Source organism: Streptomyces pilosus (assembly GCF_014649835.1).
GTDB lineage: Bacteria > Actinomycetota > Actinomycetes > Streptomycetales > Streptomycetaceae > Streptomyces > Streptomyces pilosus.
Map to the genome: position 1 here is coordinate 267,198 of NZ_BMTU01000006.1, position 17,106 is coordinate 284,303.

A 17,106-nucleotide genomic window follows, 5' to 3' on the forward strand; every position below is an offset into this window, starting at 1 on the left:
CTCGAGCACCCACGCAACGTAACGGGGTGATCAGATTCCTCCACGGGAACACGCACCCCGAGCGGCGTACGGCACCCTGTCAGCGGAGCGCGACCGGTGCCATGCTGGGAGACACCAGCGGTATCGCGCCGATCCCACGGGTGAGGAGTTCCGCCGTGCTGCGTGTCGCCGTGATCGGTTCGGGGCCGAGCGGGTGCTACACCGCCCAGGGCCTGGTCCAGCAGGACCCCGGGGTGCGCGTCGACGTCCTGGACCGGCTGCCGTGCCCGTACGGGCTGGTCCGTTACGGCGTGGCACCGGACCACGAGAAGATCAAATCCCTGCAGCACAGCCTGCGCACGGTGCTGGAGCACGAGCGCGTGCGCTTCCTCGGAGGGGTGCGGGTCGGCCCGGAGGGGGTGCCGGTCTCCCGGCTGCGGGAGCTCTACCACGCGGTGGTGTACTGCGTGGGCGCGGCGACGGACCGGCGGCTGGGCATCCCGGGCGAGGAGCTGCCGGGCAGCTGGTCGGCGACCGAGTTCGTGTCCTGGTACAGCGCGCATCCGGACGCGGCGGACGGCGGGTTCCTGGACGGGGTTCGGTCCGCGGTGGTCATCGGCGTGGGGAACGTCGCCGTGGACGTCACGCGCATGCTGGCCCGGGGCGCGGCGGAGCTGAGCCCCACCGACATGCCGCACGCGGCCCTGACCGCGCTCGCGGCGAGCCGGGTGACGCGCGTGCACATGGTGGGCAGGCGCGGACCGTCGCAGGCCCGCTTCACCACCAAGGAGCTGCGCGAACTGGCAACGCTGCCGGACACCGCCGTCGTGGTGGATCCGGCCGAGTCCGCGCTGGACCCGGCGTACACCGATCCGTCGTCGCTGCCCGGCCCGCAGCGCCGCAACGTCGAGGTGCTGCGCGGCTGGGCGACCGGGACGGCCCGCAACGCCGGGGCGCGGCGGCTGATCCGCGTGCGCTTCTTCCTCCGGCCGTCCGAACTGGTCGCCCGGGAGGGCAGGGTGGGCGCGGTGCGATTCGAGCGGACGGCGCCGGACGGCCACGGGGGTGTCACGGGCACCGGGCGCTTCGAGGAGATCGAGGCGCAGCTGGTGCTGCGGTCGGTGGGCTACCGCGGGGTGCCGCTGGAAGGGCTGCCGTTCGACGCGGCGCGGGGCACGGTGCCGCACCTCGCCGGGCGGGTCCTGCGCGGAGGCTCCGTCGCCGCCGGCGAGTACGTGGCGGGGTGGATCAAGCGGGGACCCACCGGCGTCATCGGCACCAACCGGTCCTGCGCGAAGGAGACGGTGACGTCGCTGCTGGCGGACGCCCCCCTGCTCACCGGCCGTGACCTGCCCGGTGATCCCCTCACGGTCCTGCGGGCCGAGGGCGTCGAACCCGTCGGGTGGCAGGGCTGGCGGGCGATCGAACGGGCCGAGGCCCGGCTGGGCGCCTCCCTGGGCCGGGGCGTCGTCAAACTCCCCGACTGGGAGGCCCTGCGGTCGGCCGCCCGGACGGCCGGTACCTGACCGCGCCCGGCGCCGCGCCGCACGGGCCGGCTCCCTCTCCGGGGAACGGCCGGCCCGCCCCCCTCACGGCGGCCCCGGCCCGTCACGTCCCGCCGTGCCGGTCGGCCTGCCGGCCGGCCGCGGTGAGCAGGGAGTCGAGCAGGCCCGGGAAGAGGTCGTCCAGGTCGTCGCGGCGCAGGCCGTTCATCTTGGCGGTGCCCTCGTAGTTCTGCCGGATCACGCCGCTCTCGCGCAGCACCCGGAAGTGGTGGGTGGTGGTCGACTTGCTGACCGGCAGGTCGAAGTGCGAGCAGGACAGCGCCACTCCCCCGGCGGCGAGCTCACGGACGATGCGCAGCCGTACGGGGTCGGAGAGGGCGTGCAGCACGCCCTCGAGCCGGATCTCCCCGCGTACGGGATGCGGCAGGTCACGGCTGCTGGGGACGGGGACTGCGGTCGTCACGGCGGCTCCACCTTCGTTCCGGGAGACCTCATTGTACGAGAGGCATCGTAGTTTGACATCCCCCGTACTACGATGCTTATCGTACGACTCGCACCTCGTCCGGTCCCCACCGAATGGAGCCCCCGTGAGCACGCTGTTCGAGCCGTACACCCTGCGCGACGTGACGATCCCCAACCGGGTGTGGATGGCCCCGATGTGCCAGTACTCGGCGGTACCGGACGGCCCCGGAGCGGGTGCCCCCGGCGACTGGCACTTCGCCCACTACGCGGCCCGCGCGGCCGGCGGGACGGGCCTGATCGTCGTCGAGGCCACGGCCGTGTCGCCGGAGGGCCGCATCTCGCCGTACGACCTCGGGATCTGGAACGACACCCAGGTGGAGGCGTTCCGCCGGATCACCGGGTTCCTCGCCTCCCGGGGCACCGTCCCCGCCGTCCAGCTCGCGCACGCCGGCCGCAAGGCGTCGACCGAGCGGCCCTGGAAGGGCGGCGCGCCGGTCGGGCCGGAGGCCCACGGCTGGCAGCCGGCGGCGCCGAGCCCTCTCGCCTTCACCGAGAACCACCCGGTGCCCGACGAGCTGACCACCGGACAGATCCGGCAGGTCGTCGGGCAGTTCCGCGACGCCGCCCGGCGGGCGCTCGCCGCCGGTTTCGAGATCGCCGAGATCCACGGCGCCCACGGCTACCTGATCAACGAGTTCCTCTCCCCGCACTCCAACCACCGCACGGACACCTACGGCGGCTCGTACGAGAACCGGACCCGCTTCGCGTTCGAGGTCGTGGACGCCGTGCGCGAGGTCTGGCCGGACGACAAGCCGCTGTTCTTCCGGGTTTCGGCCACGGACTGGCTGGAGGATTCCGGCTGGACCGCGGACGACACCGTCCGCCTCGCCGCCGGTCTGCACGCCCGCGGCGTCGACCTGCTCGACGTCTCCACCGGCGGCAACGCCTCCGGCGTGCGCATTCCCACCGGGCCCGGCTACCAGGTCCCCTTCGCCGCGCGGGTGCGGCGCGAGACACCGATGCCGGTCGCGGCGGTGGGCCTGATCACCGACCCCGTGCAGGCGGAGAAGATCCTCGCGGACCAGGAGGCGGACGCGGTGCTCCTCGGCCGCGAGCTGCTGCGCAACCCCTCCTGGGCCCGGCACGCGGCCCGTGAGCTGGGCGGCACGGTCCGCGTGCCGGACCAGTACCACCTCTCCGTCTGACCGTCCCGGCCCCGCCGGCCGGGCGGGAGCCACCGGGCCCGGAGCGCATGCCGCGCTCCGGGCCTCTCGCTTGCCGCTCCTGTCCGAATGCGACGCACGCCCACCGTTGACTAGAAAGCGCTTACCCTTTACCTTCCGTTCATCGACCTGACCGGAACGTTCGAACGGTCCCTTCGATGGACGTGTACGTGGACACCATTCACGTGCACGACCCGCACCCCCACACTTCGACAGAAGGAACGACATGACTTCCGCGACACGACCACGCACCCGCGGGCGCGCACTGACGGGCGCACTCGCCACCCTGGGGCTTTCGCTTGGCATGGTCATGACCACCGGGGCGTCCTCGGCGCAGGCCGCCACCTGGCCCACCCCCAACGGCAGCCAGGGCGTCTCCTCCACCATCGCCGTGTCCGGCACCAAGGACTACGCGATGAAGCGGCTCTACGGCACCGGCGACCTGGGCTCGGGCGGCCAGGACGAGGACCAGGGCCCGATCCTCGAACTGGCGGACGGCGCGGTCCTCAAGAACGTCGTCCTGGGAGCCCCCGCCGCCGACGGGATCCACTGCAAGGGCTCCTGCACGCTGCAGAACGTCTGGTGGGAGGACGTCGGCGAGGACGCCGCCACCTTCAAGGGCAAGTCGTCGGGGTCGGTCTACACCGTCAGCGGCGGCGGCGCCAAGGAGGCCAGTGACAAGGTCTTCCAGTTCAACGGCGCGGGAACGCTGAACGTGTCGAACTTCGCGGTCAAGAACTTCGGCACCTTCGTCCGCTCCTGCGGCAACTGCTCCACGCAGTACAAGCGGACCATCAACCTCAACACCATCGAGGTGAACTGGAAGGGCAGCAGACTGGCCGGCATCAACACCAACTACGGCGACAGCGCGACCCTGCGGAACATCACGATCATCGGGGACAGCAGCAAGAAGATCGTTCCCTGCCAGAAGTACATCGGCAACAACACCGGCAAGGAGCCCAGCAGCAACGGCTCGGGCCCCGACGGCACCCACTGCAAGTACGCGTCCTCCGACATCACCTACCGGTAGCCCCTCCCCCCACGGGCGACGGCCGTACGGGGTGCCCCGCGCGCGGCACCCCGTACGGCCGTCCGCCGTTCGCGCCCTCAGGCCCCGTCCGCCCGGGAACCGCCCTCCCCCGCCATCTCCCGCCGGTAGCCGGCGTACGCCGCGCGCAGCGCCTCGCCCGGCCAGTCGGCGGGCAGCAGGACGGGCGGCAGGACGGGGTCGGCGAGCAGGTGGCGCACGACGGCGGCGAAGGCGGTCAGCCGGTCCGCCGGGCCGGCGGCCCGGCCGACGTGCCCGAGGAGCGTGCGGGCCGTCCCCGCCCAGGTGTCCAGTGGCCACAGCCGCGCGGCGAGCTCCCCCGCGGGCCGCCCGGGACGGGCCGTGCCGCGCTCGGCGACCGCGTCCAGGGCGGTGGGCAGCGGGCGTTCCAGATTGGCGGGGCGCAGCCACACCCCCTCCCGCAGCTCGGCGAGCCTGAGCGCGGCGAGCCGGGTGCGCAGGTCCGCCCGCTCGGCGGGACCGCGGCCCGTCGCGGTGACCACCACCAGCTCCCAGTCGCCGTCCCAGGAGCGCGTGCGCGGCCGGACGGACTCGTCCTGGCGGCGCTGGCGCTCCAGCAGCCGGTCGCTGAGGCGGTACCCGGCGCCGGTGCGCCGCAGGTCACCCGCCGCGACCATCCGGCTGAGCGCCGCGCGGAGCGTGGACCCCCCGACACCGAACCCGTCCAGCAGCCGTGCGATGTCCTTCGCCGGGAGCTCCGGCGGGTGGGTGCCGAGCAGCAGACTCAGGACGGCCGACCGCGCGGAGAGGGGGCGCAGCAGCGGTTCCCGGGACGCCGGCGCCGCTTCGTTCCTCCGCATGGGGCCGTACTCTACGCCGCCAGGCATGTTGCACTATTGCTGCGGTCGCAGTGCCAGTGCAACACTCGTGGGCATGGCCACCACACTCGCGGACGAGCGGCAGCACCCGGGCGCGCACGGCGCCACCCGTGACCTCACGCACGAGGTCACCAACCAGCCCCCTCCCCTGTCCCCGTACGACGCCTCCGACGACACGGCCCTGCTGGAGGGTCTGCGGCGCGAGGGGGCGGAGTGGGCCGAGGAGGACCTGCGGCGCCTGGGCCGGCTGGCCGGCAGCGCGCAGGTGCAGGAGTGGAGTGAGCAGGCCAACCGCCACGAGCCCGTCCTGCGCACCCACGACCGGTACGGGCACCGCGTCGACGAGGTCGACTTCCATCCGAGCTGGCACCACCTGACGCGCACGGCCGTCGCCGAGGGACTGGCCGGCGCGCCCTGGGCGGACGACCGGCCCGGCGCGCACGTGGCGCGCACCGCGGGCGGACTGGTGTGGGGGCACACCGACGCGGGACACGGCTGCCCGACGTCCATGACGTACGCGGCGGTCCCCGCGCTGCGCCGGCAGCCGGAACTGGCGGAGGTGTACGAGCCGCTGCTCACCAGCCGCACCTACGAACCGGGCCTGCGCGCCCCCGCGGGGAAGCGCGGACTGCTGGCCGGCATGGGGATGACCGAGAAGCAGGGCGGCTCGGACGTCCGCACCAACACCACCACGGCGACCCCGGCCTCCGAGCCCGGTGTGTACACCCTGCGCGGGCACAAGTGGTTCACCTCGGCACCGATGTGCGACGTGTTCCTGGTGCTGGCGCAGGCGCCGGAGGGGCTGTCGTGCTTCCTCGTGCCGCGCGTGCTGCCGGACGGCACCCGCAACACCTTCCGCATCCAGCGGCTGAAGGAGAAGCTGGGCAACCGGTCCAACGCCTCCTCCGAGCCCGAGTTCGACGGGACCGTGGCCTGGCTGGTCGGTCCGGAGGGGCAGGGCGTGAAGACCATCGTCGAGATGGTCAACTGCACCCGGCTCGACTGCGTGATGATGTCGGCGGCGCTGATGCGCAAGACGCTCGTGGAGGCGGGGCACCACGTGCGCCACCGCAGCGCGTTCGGGGCGCGGCTGGCGGACCAGCCGCTGATGCGCAACGTGCTCGCGGACCTGGCCCTGGAGTCCGAGGCCGCCACGGCCCTCACGCTGCGGCTGGCCGGGGCGGCCGACCGCGCGGTGCGCGGGGACACCGGGGAGGCGGCGTTCCGCCGGATCGCGACGGCGGTCGGCAAGTACTGGGTGACCAAACGCGGACCGGCCTTCACCGCCGAGGCCCTGGAGTGCCTGGGCGGGAACGGCTACGTGGAGGACTCGGGCATGCCACGGCACTACCGGGAGGCCCCGCTGCTGTCGATCTGGGAGGGGTCGGGGAACGTCAACGCCCTCGACGTGCTCCGCGCGCTCGGCCGGGACCCGGCCACCGCGCAGGCGCTCTTCGACGAACTGGCCCTGACCCGCGGGGCGGACGCCCGGCTGGACACCGCCGCGGCCGCTCTGAAGGACCAGCTCGCCGCGGGATCGCAGGCCGGTGCCCGCCGGCTGGTGGAGCGGATGGCGCTGACGCTCCAGGGTTCCCTCCTCGTCCGGTACGCCCCGCCCGCGGTCGCCGACGCCTTCTGCGCGACGCGGCTGGGCGGCGACTGGGGGTACTCCTTCGGCACGCTGCCCGCGGCGGCCGGAGTCGACGCGATCCTCGGGCGCGCGCTGCCCGAGCGGGGCTGAGACGGCCGCCGGCGGGGCGGCACCGGAGGGCGGCCGGCGGGGCGGCACCGGAGGGCGGCCGGCGGGGCGGCACACGGCGTGACCTGCGGCGCGGCCCGATCCGGGGGTGACTGTCAGTGGTGGGGTGCAGACTGGCCGTTGTCCGTTGTCGAGACGTCGAGGGCGACGTCGCGGAGGTGATCGGCATGACCGAGGTACTGCTCGCCGTGGGTACCCGAAAGGGTCTGTTCATCGGGCGCCGGCGGGGCGGCGCCTGGGAGTTCGACGAGAGCCCGTACTTCAACGCGCAGGCCGTGTACTCGGTCGCGATCGACACCCGCGGGGCGAGCCCCCGGCTGCTGGCGGGCGGGGACAGCGCGCACTGGGGCCCCTCGGTGTTCCACTCCGACGACCTGGGCCGCACCTGGACCGAACCGGCCCAGCCGGCCGTCAGGTTCCCCAAGGACACGGGTGCCTCGCTGGAGCGGGTCTGGCAGTTGCACCCGGCCGCCGCCGAACCCGGCGTGGTGTACGCGGGTACGGAACCGGCGGCGCTGTACCGCTCGGAGGACCGCGGGGAGTCCTTCGAGCTGATTCGGCCCCTGTGGGAGCACCCCACGCGGTCGAAGTGGGTGCCGGGAGGCGGCGGCGAGGGCCTGCACACCGTGCTCACCGACGAGCGCGACCCGCGGGCCGTGACGGTGGCCGTCTCCACCGCGGGGGTCTTCCGCACCCGGGACGGCGGCGCGAGCTGGGCCCCGTCCAACTCCGGGGTGTCCGCGGTGTTCCTGCCGGACCCGGACCCGGAGTTCGGACAGTGCGTGCACAAGGTCGCCCGGGACGCGGTGGACCCGGACCGGCTCTACCTGCAGAACCACTGGGGGGTGTACCGCAGCGACGACGCGGGCGGGCGGTGGACGGACATCGGCGAGGGACTGCCGTCGACGTTCGGCTTCACGGTGGTCGCCCACCCGCACCGCGGGGACACGGCGTACGTGTTCCCGATCAACGCCGACTCCGACCGGGTCCCGGCCGGCCGGCGCTGCCGGGTCTACCGGACGTCGGACGCCGGGGCCCACTGGGAGCCGCTGTCCGCGGGGCTGCCGCAGGAGGACCACTACGGCACCGTGCTGCGGGACGCGATGTGCCACGACGGCGCGGACCCGGCCGGCCTCTACTTCGGCAACCGCAACGGCGAGGTGTTCGCGTCGGACGACGACGGCGACAGCTGGCGGCAGCTGGCGTCGCACCTGCCGGACGTGCTGTGCGTGCGGGCAGCCGTGGTGGGCTGATCCCCGCGACGGGCGCCGGTCCAGGTCCTCGGAGCGGCCCACGGCAGCAGAACCGGGCCCCCGGCCGCCTGTCTGCCGGCCGGAGGCCCGGTGGGCCCGCGGAGGCCGGTCGCCCGGCCGGCGGCCCGGACCCGCCGGGCGGGGACCAGGGAGACGCCCACGTCCCCGGGTCAGGGCAGGCGCCACTCCACCGGCTGCGCGCCCTGGCGGACCAGCAGGTCGTTGGCCCGGCTGAAGGGGCGGGAACCGAAGAAGCCGCGGTCGGCCGACATCGGGGACGGGTGGGCCGACTCGATCGCCGGAAGGTCGCCGAGCAGCGGACGGCAGTTGCGGGCGTCCCGCCCCCACAGGATGGACACCAGGGGCTTCCCGCGCTCCGCCAGCGCACGGATCGCCTGCTCGGTGACCTCCTCCCAGCCCTTGCCCCGGTGGGCGGCCGGTTTGCGGGGAGCGGTCGTCAGCGCCCTGTTGAGCAGCAGCACGCCCTGTTCGGTCCACGGGGTCAGGTCGCCGTTCGACGGCCTGGGCAGGCCCAGGTCGGAGTGCATCTCCCGGAAGATGTTCTCCAGGCTGCCCGGCAGGGACCGCACCTCGGGAGCCACCGCGAAGCTCAGCCCGATGGCCATGCCGGGCGTCGGATAGGGGTCCTGACCGACGATCAGGACCCGCACGTCGTCGAAGGGTTGCTGGAAGGCGCGCAGGACGTGGGCGCCCGCGGGCAGGTAGGTGCGCCCCGCCGCTATCTCCGCGCGCAGGAAGTCCCCCATCGCCGCGACGCGGTCGGCCACCGGTTCGAGGGCCTTCGCCCAGCCCGCTTCCACCAGTTCATGCAAAGGTCTTGGTGCCACGCACGGACTCTAGCGACAACGGGGCCCCGGCTCACACCCGGCCGTTCCCGGACCGGGCCCGCCCCGGACGCTACTGTTCGTCGTCGTCGCACCGCAGAGGGAGGGTGAGTCCGTTGACCGAGTCCGGTTACCTCGCCGTGGACTCCGGCGGTTCCGGCCTGCGGGTCGTCGTCGGGGAGGCGGGGCGGGGCCCGCTCGCCCGGGCCGCCTCGGACGTACCGGTACGGACCGGGACGCGGGGCATCGACCCCGGGCACCTCATGGAACAGCTGGTGCCCATGGCGCGGGCGCTGTGCGCCGAAGCCGGGGCCGGGCGACTGCGGACGGCCGTCGTCGGCGCGGCCGGGATGGCCGGCCTGGGGGACGCCCTGCGCGCGGGGCTGCCGGACGCGCTCGCTCGTGAACTGGGGGTGCGGCGGCTGGCGTTGGCGGCCGACGCGGTCACCGCGTACGTCGGTGCGCTGGGGGCCCGGCCGGGAGCGGTGATCGCCGCGGGCACGGGCCTCGTGGCGACCGGCACCGATCTGACGGGCTGGCGCCGGGCGGACGGCTGGGGTCATCTGCTCGGCGACTGCGGCGGCGGCGCCTGGATCGGGCGGGCCGGCCTGGAGGCGGCGCTGCGCGCCCACGACGGCAGGGAGGGCGGCTCGGCGCGGCTGAGGGCGAGCGCGGAGGAGGTCTTCGGGCCCCTGACCGGACTGCCGGGCCGGCTGTATCCGCGAACCGACCGGCCCGCCGTGCTCGCGTCCTTCGCGCCGCGGGTGGGTGAGTGCGCGGCCGGCGGTGATCCGGTCGCCGCGGACATCCTGCGGGCGGCGGCCCGGCACATGGCCGACTCAGCGGCGGCCGTGTGCCCGGCGCGGGGCGAGCCGGCGGTCGGCCTCACCGGGGGCCTGTTCCGCATGGGGGACGCGTTGCTCGTCCCGGTGGAGGAGGAACTGGCGCGACGTCTCCCCGGGGCACGGCGGGTCGTCGCCGAGGGGGACCCCCTCACGGGGGCGGTGCGGATCGCGGAGGACCTGACCACCGGCGCGTTCTCCCTCCCGGACGACCCGACGATGCTGCGCGTCACGGGCCCGGCGGGCGGGGACGTCGCGCGCGCGGCCGACACCCGTACGTAACTCATCAGACAAAACCGGACGGATACCGCTCACCTGCCCCCTCCCCGAACAGGGGGACCCGGGAAAGCACTAACATGCCGCAACATGAGCACCCCCACTGGGCCCGCGTCCGGCCTGCCCGTACGAATGCCGCGCCCCCGCCAGCCCGGGCGGCACCGCCGTCCCGAGCCGTTGGTGGCTCCCGAGGACGCGCCCGCGCTCGTCCTCGCCGTGCCGGGTGCGCCCAGCAGTGCCACCCGCTCGCTCGCGGAAGAGGTCGTGAGCATCGCCCGTTCCGAGCTGCCCGGTCTGGACGCCCGGATCGGCTACCTCGACGGTGACGGGGAGTTCGCCTCGCTGGCGTCCGTGCTCGCGCACGCGGCCGAGGAGCGCGCGGCCCGCTTCGAGCAGGCCCGCGCCGCCGGTATGGACGTCAAGGAGCCCGACGGTCCCGTGGCCGTCGTCGTGCCCCTGCTGGCCGGCCCGGACAGCGCGCTGCTGCGCCGGATCCGCCAGGCCGTGATGGAGAGCAGGGTCGCCGCCGAGCTGACCGACGTGCTGGGCCCGCACCCGCTGCTCGCCGAGGCGCTGCACGTACGGCTGTCGGAGGCCGGTCTGGCCCGCGCCGACCGTGCCCGGCTGTTCACCGTGGCGACCGCCGCGGACGGCATCATCCTGGCCTCCGTGGGCGGTGACGAGGCCGTGCAGGCGGCCGGGATCACCGGCATGCTGCTCGCCGCGCGCCTCGCCGTGCCGGTGATGGCGGCGGCCCTGGACCAGGAGGGCTCCATCGCCTCCGTGGCCGAGCAGCTGCGCGGCTCCGGTTCGCAGCAGCTGGCGCTCGCGCCGTACCTGATCGGCCCGGAGATCGACGCGAGTCTGCTGGAGGAGGCCGCGAGGGAGGCGGGCTGCCCCGCCGCCGAGGCGCTCGGCCCGTACCCGGCGATCGGCAAGCTGGCCCTGGCCAAGTACACGACCGCCCTGGGCATCGCCCCGCAGCAGGCGCAGAACACCCCGGCCCGCTGACGCGGACCGGCTCACGCAGGACGCCGAAAGGGCCCGCCCCGGGAACGGGGCGGGCCCTTCGTCGTGTCCGGCACGGTCAGCCGGTGACCACGACGCAGGACGCGGCCGGCACCGGGAGCGAGCCGCCGCGCCGCGGCACCCCGCTGCCCGGGTCGAGCGCGAACCAGGTCACGTCCCCGGAACGCTCGTTGGCGACGTACAGGACGCCGTCGGCCACCGTGAGGGCGCGGGGCCAGTGACCGCCGCAGGACACCGTGGTGAGCGGGGTCAGCGCGGCACCCCGCTCCTCCACCCCGAACACGGACAGGACGTCCTCGCCCCGGGTCGCGGTCCACAGGAAGCGGCCGTCGGCCGAGACGGCCACCCCGGAGGGGTAGGCGTCGCCCGCCGGGGCGCCGGGCAGCACCGGGACCTCGGCGAGCGGCTTCAGCGCCCCGGCGGCGGCGTCCCAGCGGCACACGACGAGGGTCGGGGCGAGCTCGTTGAGGACGTAGGCGTGCGCACCGGCGGGGTGGAAGGCCAGGTGCCGCGGTCCCGAGCCCGGGCGCAGGGCCGTCTCCCGGTGCGGGACAAGGGTGCCGTCGGTCAGCGCGCACACCCGCACCGAGTCCGTGCCGAGGTCGACGCTCACGACCCAGCGGCCGCTCGGGTCGGGTTGCACCTGGTGGGCGTGCGGGCCCTGCTGGCGCTGCGGATGGGGGCCGGAACCGCTGTGCCTGAGGACCCCGGAGACGGACGCCGCGAGGGTGCCGTCCTCCCGCACCGGGACGGCGCTGACACTGCCGGAGCCGTAGTTCGCGGTGAGGACGTGCCCCGCGAAGAGACCGAGGTGGGTCGGCCCGCTGCCGTCCACCGGGACCTCGCGCCCGGCCGGCCGCGGGCCGTCCCCGGTGACGCGGAACGCGGCCACCGCGCCCTCCGCCGTCTCACTGACCGCGTACAGCGTGCGGCCGTCGGCCGACAGGGTCAGCCAGGACGGGTCGGGTACGGCGTTCAGGGCTCCGAGGCGGGTCAGCGCGCCCGTGCCGGGGGCGACGGCCGCGGTGACGATGCCCGGGCCCCCCGCCGCCGTGAACGACCCGATGAACGCCCGTCGTACGCCGTCCGCCACGGCTGTCCCCTCTCCTGCGATGCCGACCGGGGTGACGGTAACAGCCGATCACCGGCCGGGCCCGACGGGCGTCCGCGGGTCAGGCACCGACCAGCGGGGAGCGGGACGGGGCGCGCAGGGGCGCGGCGAGTTCGGCGAGGGCCCGCTCCAGGCCGTGGAGGTGGGCCAGGGCGGGTCCGGCCTCCGCCGGCGCGGTCCGCACCTCGATGGCGCGGCCTGCGGTGAGCGCCTCGACCGCGGCCTCCACCCGCCGGCAGGCGGCGGTCAGCCGGGCGTCGTGCGAGGCCTCGGGATCGGCGGCCACGGTGACGAGGCCGCGGACCTCGCGGGCGCAGTCGTCGAGCAGGTCGAGCACCCGGCGGGCGCGCCGCTTGCGGGCGAGCGCCGGGTTCAGCGGGTGCACCAGCGGGGCGACGGACAGGCGCACCCGGGCCAGCAGCTGCTCCAGCTCCGCCACCGCGGGCGCCGGGTCGGCGTCCGCGGTCCCGGCGAGCCGCGCGGCGGCCTCCGCGGTGCACGCGTGGACGCAGCGCAGCGCCCGCTGGATCCAGACGTCCGTGATGCTGTGCGTGGTCACGGGCAGGACGAACGCCACCGCCAGCGCGGCCCCCAGCGCGCCGACGCCGGTCTCCACCAGCCGCAGCGCCAGCAGCCCGGGGGTCAGGACGCCCAGGAGGCCGTAGAGCATGGCGGCGAGCACGGTCACCCAGAGCATCATCCACGTGTAGGACACGGCGGCCGTGTAGAAGATGCCGAAGACGCAGACGGCGACGACCATCGCGGTGACCGGCCCGTCGCCGTGGGCGGGGACGGCGACGAGGAGCGCGAGCCCGATGCCGATGAACGTGCCCAGCACGCGCCGGAAGCCGCGTACCAGGGTCTCGCCGCGCGAGGTGGTGTTGACGAAGACCCACCAGGCGGCGCCGACCGCCCAGTACCAGCGCTGGCCGGACACCAGCTGGCCGACGACCAGGGCGAAGCCCGCTCCGGCGGTCGCCTGGACGGCCTGGCGGGTGGTCACCCGGGCCAGTCCGGTGCCGGCGGGCGGCGCGGGTACGGCGACGGGGGGCAGCCGGCGCTCGTAGCACCAGGCTCCGAAGCGCACCGCGGCGGCCGCGAGCACGGACAGCAGGACGGAGGCGTACAGCTCGGGCAGCTGGTCCGGCCTCGTGTGCAGGAACTGCGCCACGAAGTACGTCATGAACGCGAAGACCCCGAGGCTGTGCCCGCGCGGGCCCCAGCGCCGCGCGTACACGCCGAGCCCGACCACGGCGAGGAAGGTGAGGTCGCGGGCGACCGGCTGGTCGTGGAGCAGGGCCGCGGCGGCGAGCACGGGCAGGCCGGCGGCGGGCAGCAGGGCCGTGGTGACGGCCTGTCCGCGGACGGTGGGGTCGGTGACGGTGAACAGGGCGAGCAGCGCGGCGAGCCCGCCGGTGACGACACCGGTGAGCGTGTGCCCGGCGAGGCCGCAGACGACGACCGCCAGCCCGATGCCGAGCACGGCCCGCGCGGCGAAGCGCAGCCGCACCCGGCCCGGGTCCGGCGCCATGAACACCCTCTTCAGCACTGCTTGCCGCCCCCTGATCCGTGGCATGAGAAAGGCGCCGCGGAGGTCCGCAGCGCCATCGACCTCTCCATATCAGCATCTTTACCACCAGTGGCTCAACAGGCCGCCGCGCGAGTGCGCCATTGGTACAGTGATCTCGGAAATCGTCCGGCCATCGCCGGGCCAATGGCCGACACCGGGACGGGGACCTCATGGCCGTGGACGAACTGGACACCCGCATCCTGCGGCTGCTGCTGGAACAGCCGCGCACCAGCGTGCGGGAGTACGCGCGGATCCTCGGCGTCGCCCGCGGCACGCTGCAGGCCCGGCTCGACCGGATGGAGCGCGAGGGGGTGATCACCGGCACCGGACCCGCCCTCTCCCCCGCCGCGCTGGGCCACCCCGTGCTGGCGTTCGTGCACATCGAGGTCACCCAGGGGCACCTGGACGAGGTGGGTGACGCCCTGGCGGCCGTGCCGGAGATCGTGGAGGCCTTCTCCATCACCGGCGGCGGGGACCTGCTGACCCGGGTCGTGGCGCGCGACAACGCCCATCTCGAGGACGTGGTCCAGAAGCTGATCAGTCTGCCGGGGGTGGTCCGCACCCGCAGTGAGGTGGCACTGCGCGAGCGCGTCCCGCACCGGTTGCTGCCGCTGGTGGAGTCGGTCGGCCGGACGGTGCGGAAGTGACGCCTGCGATGCTGTCCCCATGAGCACCCTCGGCGGCCTCTCGGTCCTCTTCGATCTCGACGGAACGCTCGTGGACAGCGAGCCGAACTACTACGAGGCGGGCCGGCGCACGCTCGCCGAGTACGGGGTTCCGGAGTTCTCCTGGGCCGAGCACGAGCGGTACGTCGGCATCAGCACGCGCGAGACGGTCGCTGACTGGCGCCGGCGGTACGGCCTGTCCGCCCCGGTGGAGGAGCTGGTCGAGGTGAAGAACCGCCACTACCTGAAGCTGGCCGGCGCCTCGACCCGGGTCTTTCCCGAGATGCGCGCGTTCGTCGAGCTGCTGGCGGCCGACGGGGTGCCGATGGCCGTGGCGTCGGGGTCGACGCCGGAGGCGATCGGCGCGATCCTGTCCGGCACGGGCCTGGACGCGCTGGTGCGGACCGTGGTCTCGGCCGACGAGGTGGCCCACGGCAAGCCGGCTCCCGACGTCTTCCTGGAGGCGGCGCGCCGGCTCGGCGCGGATCCGGCCGACTGTGTGGTGGTCGAGGACGCGGCCCCCGGCGCCGCCGCCGCGCACGCCGCCGGGATGCGCTGCATCGCCGTCCCCTATGTCGCCGCTCAGGCCGGCGCGCCGGAGTTCGCCACCGCCGCGCTGCTGGTGCGGGGCGGGCAGGAGGAGTTCACGGCGCGGGCGGCCCACGTCTGGCTGGCGGAGTCCGCCCGCCGCTCCTGACCGCCGCCGGCCGCCGCGCCCGCCCGTACGGCCTGCCCGGACCGGCGCCCCGGCGGCCCCCGCCGCGGGCTGTGATCTCCGGCACGTCCGGCTCCGGCGGCGCGGCCCCCGCCCGGGACGTCGGCGTCGCGCTGCCGGACGCGATCCGGGCCTGCGCACCCAACCGCGGCGAGGAAGTGCTGGTCACGCCCGTGCGGCCGATGCCGGACGGCTGGGTGGCGGCCGGTCCGCCGCGGCCGGCCGGCGGCGCCCGAGCGGTGAACACGGCCCGGCGGCCCGGCCACGCCCGTCGAGCGGGTCCGAAAATTCTTTCCCGAACGGTGATTGTCTCGCGTCCCGCGTCCGTACTTCCTGCTGTTGGGCCGTTCGATCCCAGGAGGCACGATGCGCATCTCGCGCAGCACGGCAGGAACCGCGTTCGTGGGCGGAGCCATGATTCTCACCCTCACCGCGCTCGCCTATCCCACCATGCTGGGCGTTCAGAACACGTCGACCAAGCCGGACCGGGTGGTGGCCAACACCAACTACGGCCCGCTGACCGAGGCGGACCGCGACTTCGTGGTCAAGGTCCGCGCGGCCGGGCTGTGGGAGCACCCCCTGGGACTGCTGGCGATGGAGCGGGGGACGACGCCGGAAATGAAGGAGGCGGGCGAGCACCTGGTCGTCGGTCACGGGCGGCTCGACGCGTCCTGCCGCAGGATCTCCCTGGAGCTCGGCATCACGCTGCCGAACCAGGCCTCACCGCAGCAGCAGGGTTTCGTGGAGACCATCCGGGCCACCAACGGCAAGGAGTTCGACTCCACGGCGGTGAACATCATGCGCGTGACGCACGGGCAGATCTTCCCCGCCATCGCGAACATCCGGGCCAACACCAGGAACACCCTCGTGCGGCAGCTCGCCGACCAGGCCAACGACACGGTGCTCGACCACATCACCGTGCTGGAGAAGACGGGGCTGGTCAACCACGAGCAGGTCAACTTCCAGCAGACCAGCCCGCCCAAGATGCCTCAGGAGCAGGTGACCCCGCCGGCGCCGCAGGCAGGGGCCCCGGTCCTCGTGCTGGAGATCCCCAAGGGACTGGAGGACCTCAACACGGTGTCCCCGGCGCCCACACCGTCCTCGACGGTGAAGTAGGGACGGCGCCGGACGGTCGGCCGGGGCGGTTCCGGACGGTCACGACCCGCGGCGGGGCCTGCCCCGCCGCGGGTTCTTCGTCGCGCCTCCGGTGCCCCGGCCCCGGCCGCCGGACCCGCCGGACTTGCGGGAGCCGGCGCCGGACTGCTGCCGGCGCCGGCCGGGATCGGTCCCGGCCCGCTGGCGCTTCTTCTCCTGCGCCGGCTGCTGCGGGCGGCCGCGGGTGCTGTTGACGGTCCGGCCGCGGACGATCCCGATGAAGTCCTCCACCCGGTCCGTCGTCGCCGCCTCGGGCCAGGACAGCGCCACGTCCGACACGGGGGCCGCTTCGAGCGGCCGGTGGGTGAGGTCCTTGCGGTGGTGGAGACGGGCCAGGGACAGCGGCACCACCAGCACACCGATTCCGGCCGCGACGAGCTCGACCGCGTCCGCCGTGGTGGCGGGCCGTTCCAGCGCGGGCCGGCCGGGCAGGCTGTCCCAGGCGAGCACGTCGTCGAGGGGGTGCAGGACGATCTCGTCGGCCAGGTCCTCCGGGGTGAGGGCGTCGGCGGCCGTCAGGAGGTGGTTCTTCGGCACGACGACGACCGTCTGCTCGGTGTAGAGGGGGATCGCGCTGAGCACCGTACGGTCCACGGGCAGCCGGACGAGACCCGCGTCGGCGTCGCCGCCCAGCAGGAGTCCCTGCGCCGTGGCCGCGGACACCTGGGTGAGGTCCAGCGGGACGCCGGGCAGCCGCTCGTTCCAGATGCGCACCCATTTGCCGGGCATCACGCCGGGTACGTACACGAGCCGGAACGAGGGGGAGACTTCCGAGCCTGTCACCTGGCCAGGTTACCGGCCGTGGTCGGCGGTCGCGCACACGCTCGATA

At 74.6% G+C, this 17,106-nt stretch carries 16 protein-coding genes; 10 read left to right on the forward strand and 6 right to left on the reverse strand.

All coding sequences use genetic code 11. From position 1 onward, the window contains the following. Positions 1–155: 155 nt before the first annotated feature. Entirely contained in the window at positions 156–1,505 is a 1,350-nt protein-coding gene (locus IE118_RS17810) for an FAD-dependent oxidoreductase (RefSeq protein ID WP_189558915.1), read from the forward strand. Positions 1,506–1,587: 82 nt separating this feature from the next. Here IE118_RS17810 and IE118_RS17815 read toward each other — a convergent pair whose 3' ends face one another. After that, entirely contained in the window at positions 1,588–1,947 is a 360-nt protein-coding gene (locus IE118_RS17815; RefSeq protein WP_189558916.1) for an ArsR/SmtB family transcription factor, read from the reverse strand. A 124-nt stretch (positions 1,948–2,071) separates the two neighbouring features. Between IE118_RS17815 and IE118_RS17820 the strand changes: the two genes are divergently transcribed. Both IE118_RS17820 and IE118_RS17825 read left to right on the forward strand, forming a co-directional pair. After that, a complete protein-coding gene (locus tag IE118_RS17820) occupies positions 2,072–3,151 on the forward strand; it encodes an NADH:flavin oxidoreductase/NADH oxidase (RefSeq protein WP_189558917.1) in 1,080 nt (359 codons plus the stop codon). Positions 3,152–3,395: 244 nt separating this feature from the next. Continuing rightward, a complete protein-coding gene (locus tag IE118_RS17825) occupies positions 3,396–4,199 on the forward strand; it encodes a pectate lyase (protein WP_189558918.1) in 804 nt (267 codons plus the stop codon). Between the two features lie 77 nt (positions 4,200–4,276). Here IE118_RS17825 and IE118_RS17830 read toward each other — a convergent pair whose 3' ends face one another. Next, entirely contained in the window at positions 4,277–5,038 is a 762-nt protein-coding gene (locus IE118_RS17830) for a PaaX family transcriptional regulator C-terminal domain-containing protein (protein WP_189558919.1), read from the reverse strand. Between the two features lie 73 nt (positions 5,039–5,111). Here IE118_RS17830 and IE118_RS17835 point away from each other — a divergent pair, with 73 nt between their 5' ends. After that, on the forward strand, positions 5,112–6,797 hold the full coding sequence (locus tag IE118_RS17835) for a DNA alkylation response protein (protein WP_189558920.1): 1,686 nt from the start codon (positions 5,112–5,114) through the stop codon (positions 6,795–6,797). A gap of 116 nt (positions 6,798–6,913) precedes the next feature. Further along, positions 6,914–8,068 (forward strand): WD40/YVTN/BNR-like repeat-containing protein, encoded by a 1,155-nt coding sequence (locus IE118_RS17840; RefSeq protein ID WP_189558921.1) that lies wholly within the window; start codon positions 6,914–6,916, stop codon positions 8,066–8,068. Positions 8,069–8,238: 170 nt separating this feature from the next. Here IE118_RS17840 and IE118_RS17845 read toward each other — a convergent pair whose 3' ends face one another. Continuing rightward, positions 8,239–8,916: a uracil-DNA glycosylase gene (locus tag IE118_RS17845; RefSeq protein ID WP_189558922.1), complete on the reverse strand. Its 678-nt coding sequence runs from the start codon at positions 8,914–8,916 to the stop codon at positions 8,239–8,241. A 113-nt stretch (positions 8,917–9,029) separates the two neighbouring features. On the opposite strand from IE118_RS17845, the gene IE118_RS17850 reads away from it, so the two are divergent. Both IE118_RS17850 and IE118_RS17855 read left to right on the forward strand, forming a co-directional pair. Further along, positions 9,030–10,037: an N-acetylglucosamine kinase gene (locus tag IE118_RS17850; protein WP_189558923.1), complete on the forward strand. Its 1,008-nt coding sequence runs from the start codon at positions 9,030–9,032 to the stop codon at positions 10,035–10,037. An 84-nt stretch (positions 10,038–10,121) separates the two neighbouring features. Next, positions 10,122–11,042 carry a sirohydrochlorin chelatase gene (locus tag IE118_RS17855; protein WP_189558924.1) on the forward strand — a complete coding sequence of 307 codons (921 nt, stop codon included), beginning with the start codon at positions 10,122–10,124 and terminating at the stop codon, positions 11,040–11,042. A gap of 76 nt (positions 11,043–11,118) precedes the next feature. On the opposite strand, the gene IE118_RS17860 is transcribed toward IE118_RS17855, so the two are convergent. Both IE118_RS17860 and IE118_RS17865 read right to left on the reverse strand, forming a co-directional pair. After that, on the reverse strand, positions 11,119–12,153 hold the full coding sequence (locus tag IE118_RS17860) for a lactonase family protein (protein WP_189558925.1): 1,035 nt from the start codon (positions 12,151–12,153) through the stop codon (positions 11,119–11,121). A gap of 79 nt (positions 12,154–12,232) precedes the next feature. Then, the gene (locus IE118_RS17865) at positions 12,233–13,720 is read right to left on the reverse strand and encodes an FUSC family protein (protein WP_189558926.1); all 1,488 of its coding nucleotides are present in this window, start codon (positions 13,718–13,720) and stop codon (positions 12,233–12,235) included. A 191-nt stretch (positions 13,721–13,911) separates the two neighbouring features. Here IE118_RS17865 and IE118_RS17870 point away from each other — a divergent pair, with 191 nt between their 5' ends. The 3 genes from IE118_RS17870 (at position 13,912) to IE118_RS17880 (ending at position 16,237) form a co-directional block, all read left to right on the forward strand. Beyond that, a complete protein-coding gene (locus IE118_RS17870; protein ID WP_189558927.1) occupies positions 13,912–14,388 on the forward strand; it encodes an Lrp/AsnC family transcriptional regulator in 477 nt (158 codons plus the stop codon). Between the two features lie 19 nt (positions 14,389–14,407). After that, a complete protein-coding gene (locus tag IE118_RS17875) occupies positions 14,408–15,103 on the forward strand; it encodes an HAD family hydrolase (protein WP_189558928.1) in 696 nt (231 codons plus the stop codon). 384 nt (positions 15,104–15,487) lie between these two features. Then, on the forward strand, positions 15,488–16,237 hold the full coding sequence (locus tag IE118_RS17880; RefSeq protein WP_189558929.1) for a DUF4142 domain-containing protein: 750 nt from the start codon (positions 15,488–15,490) through the stop codon (positions 16,235–16,237). Positions 16,238–16,276: 39 nt separating this feature from the next. Here IE118_RS17880 and IE118_RS17885 read toward each other — a convergent pair whose 3' ends face one another. Continuing rightward, positions 16,277–17,059 carry a LysR family transcriptional regulator substrate-binding protein gene (locus tag IE118_RS17885; protein WP_189558930.1) on the reverse strand — a complete coding sequence of 261 codons (783 nt, stop codon included), beginning with the start codon at positions 17,057–17,059 and terminating at the stop codon, positions 16,277–16,279. Positions 17,060–17,106: the final 47 nt, after the last annotated feature.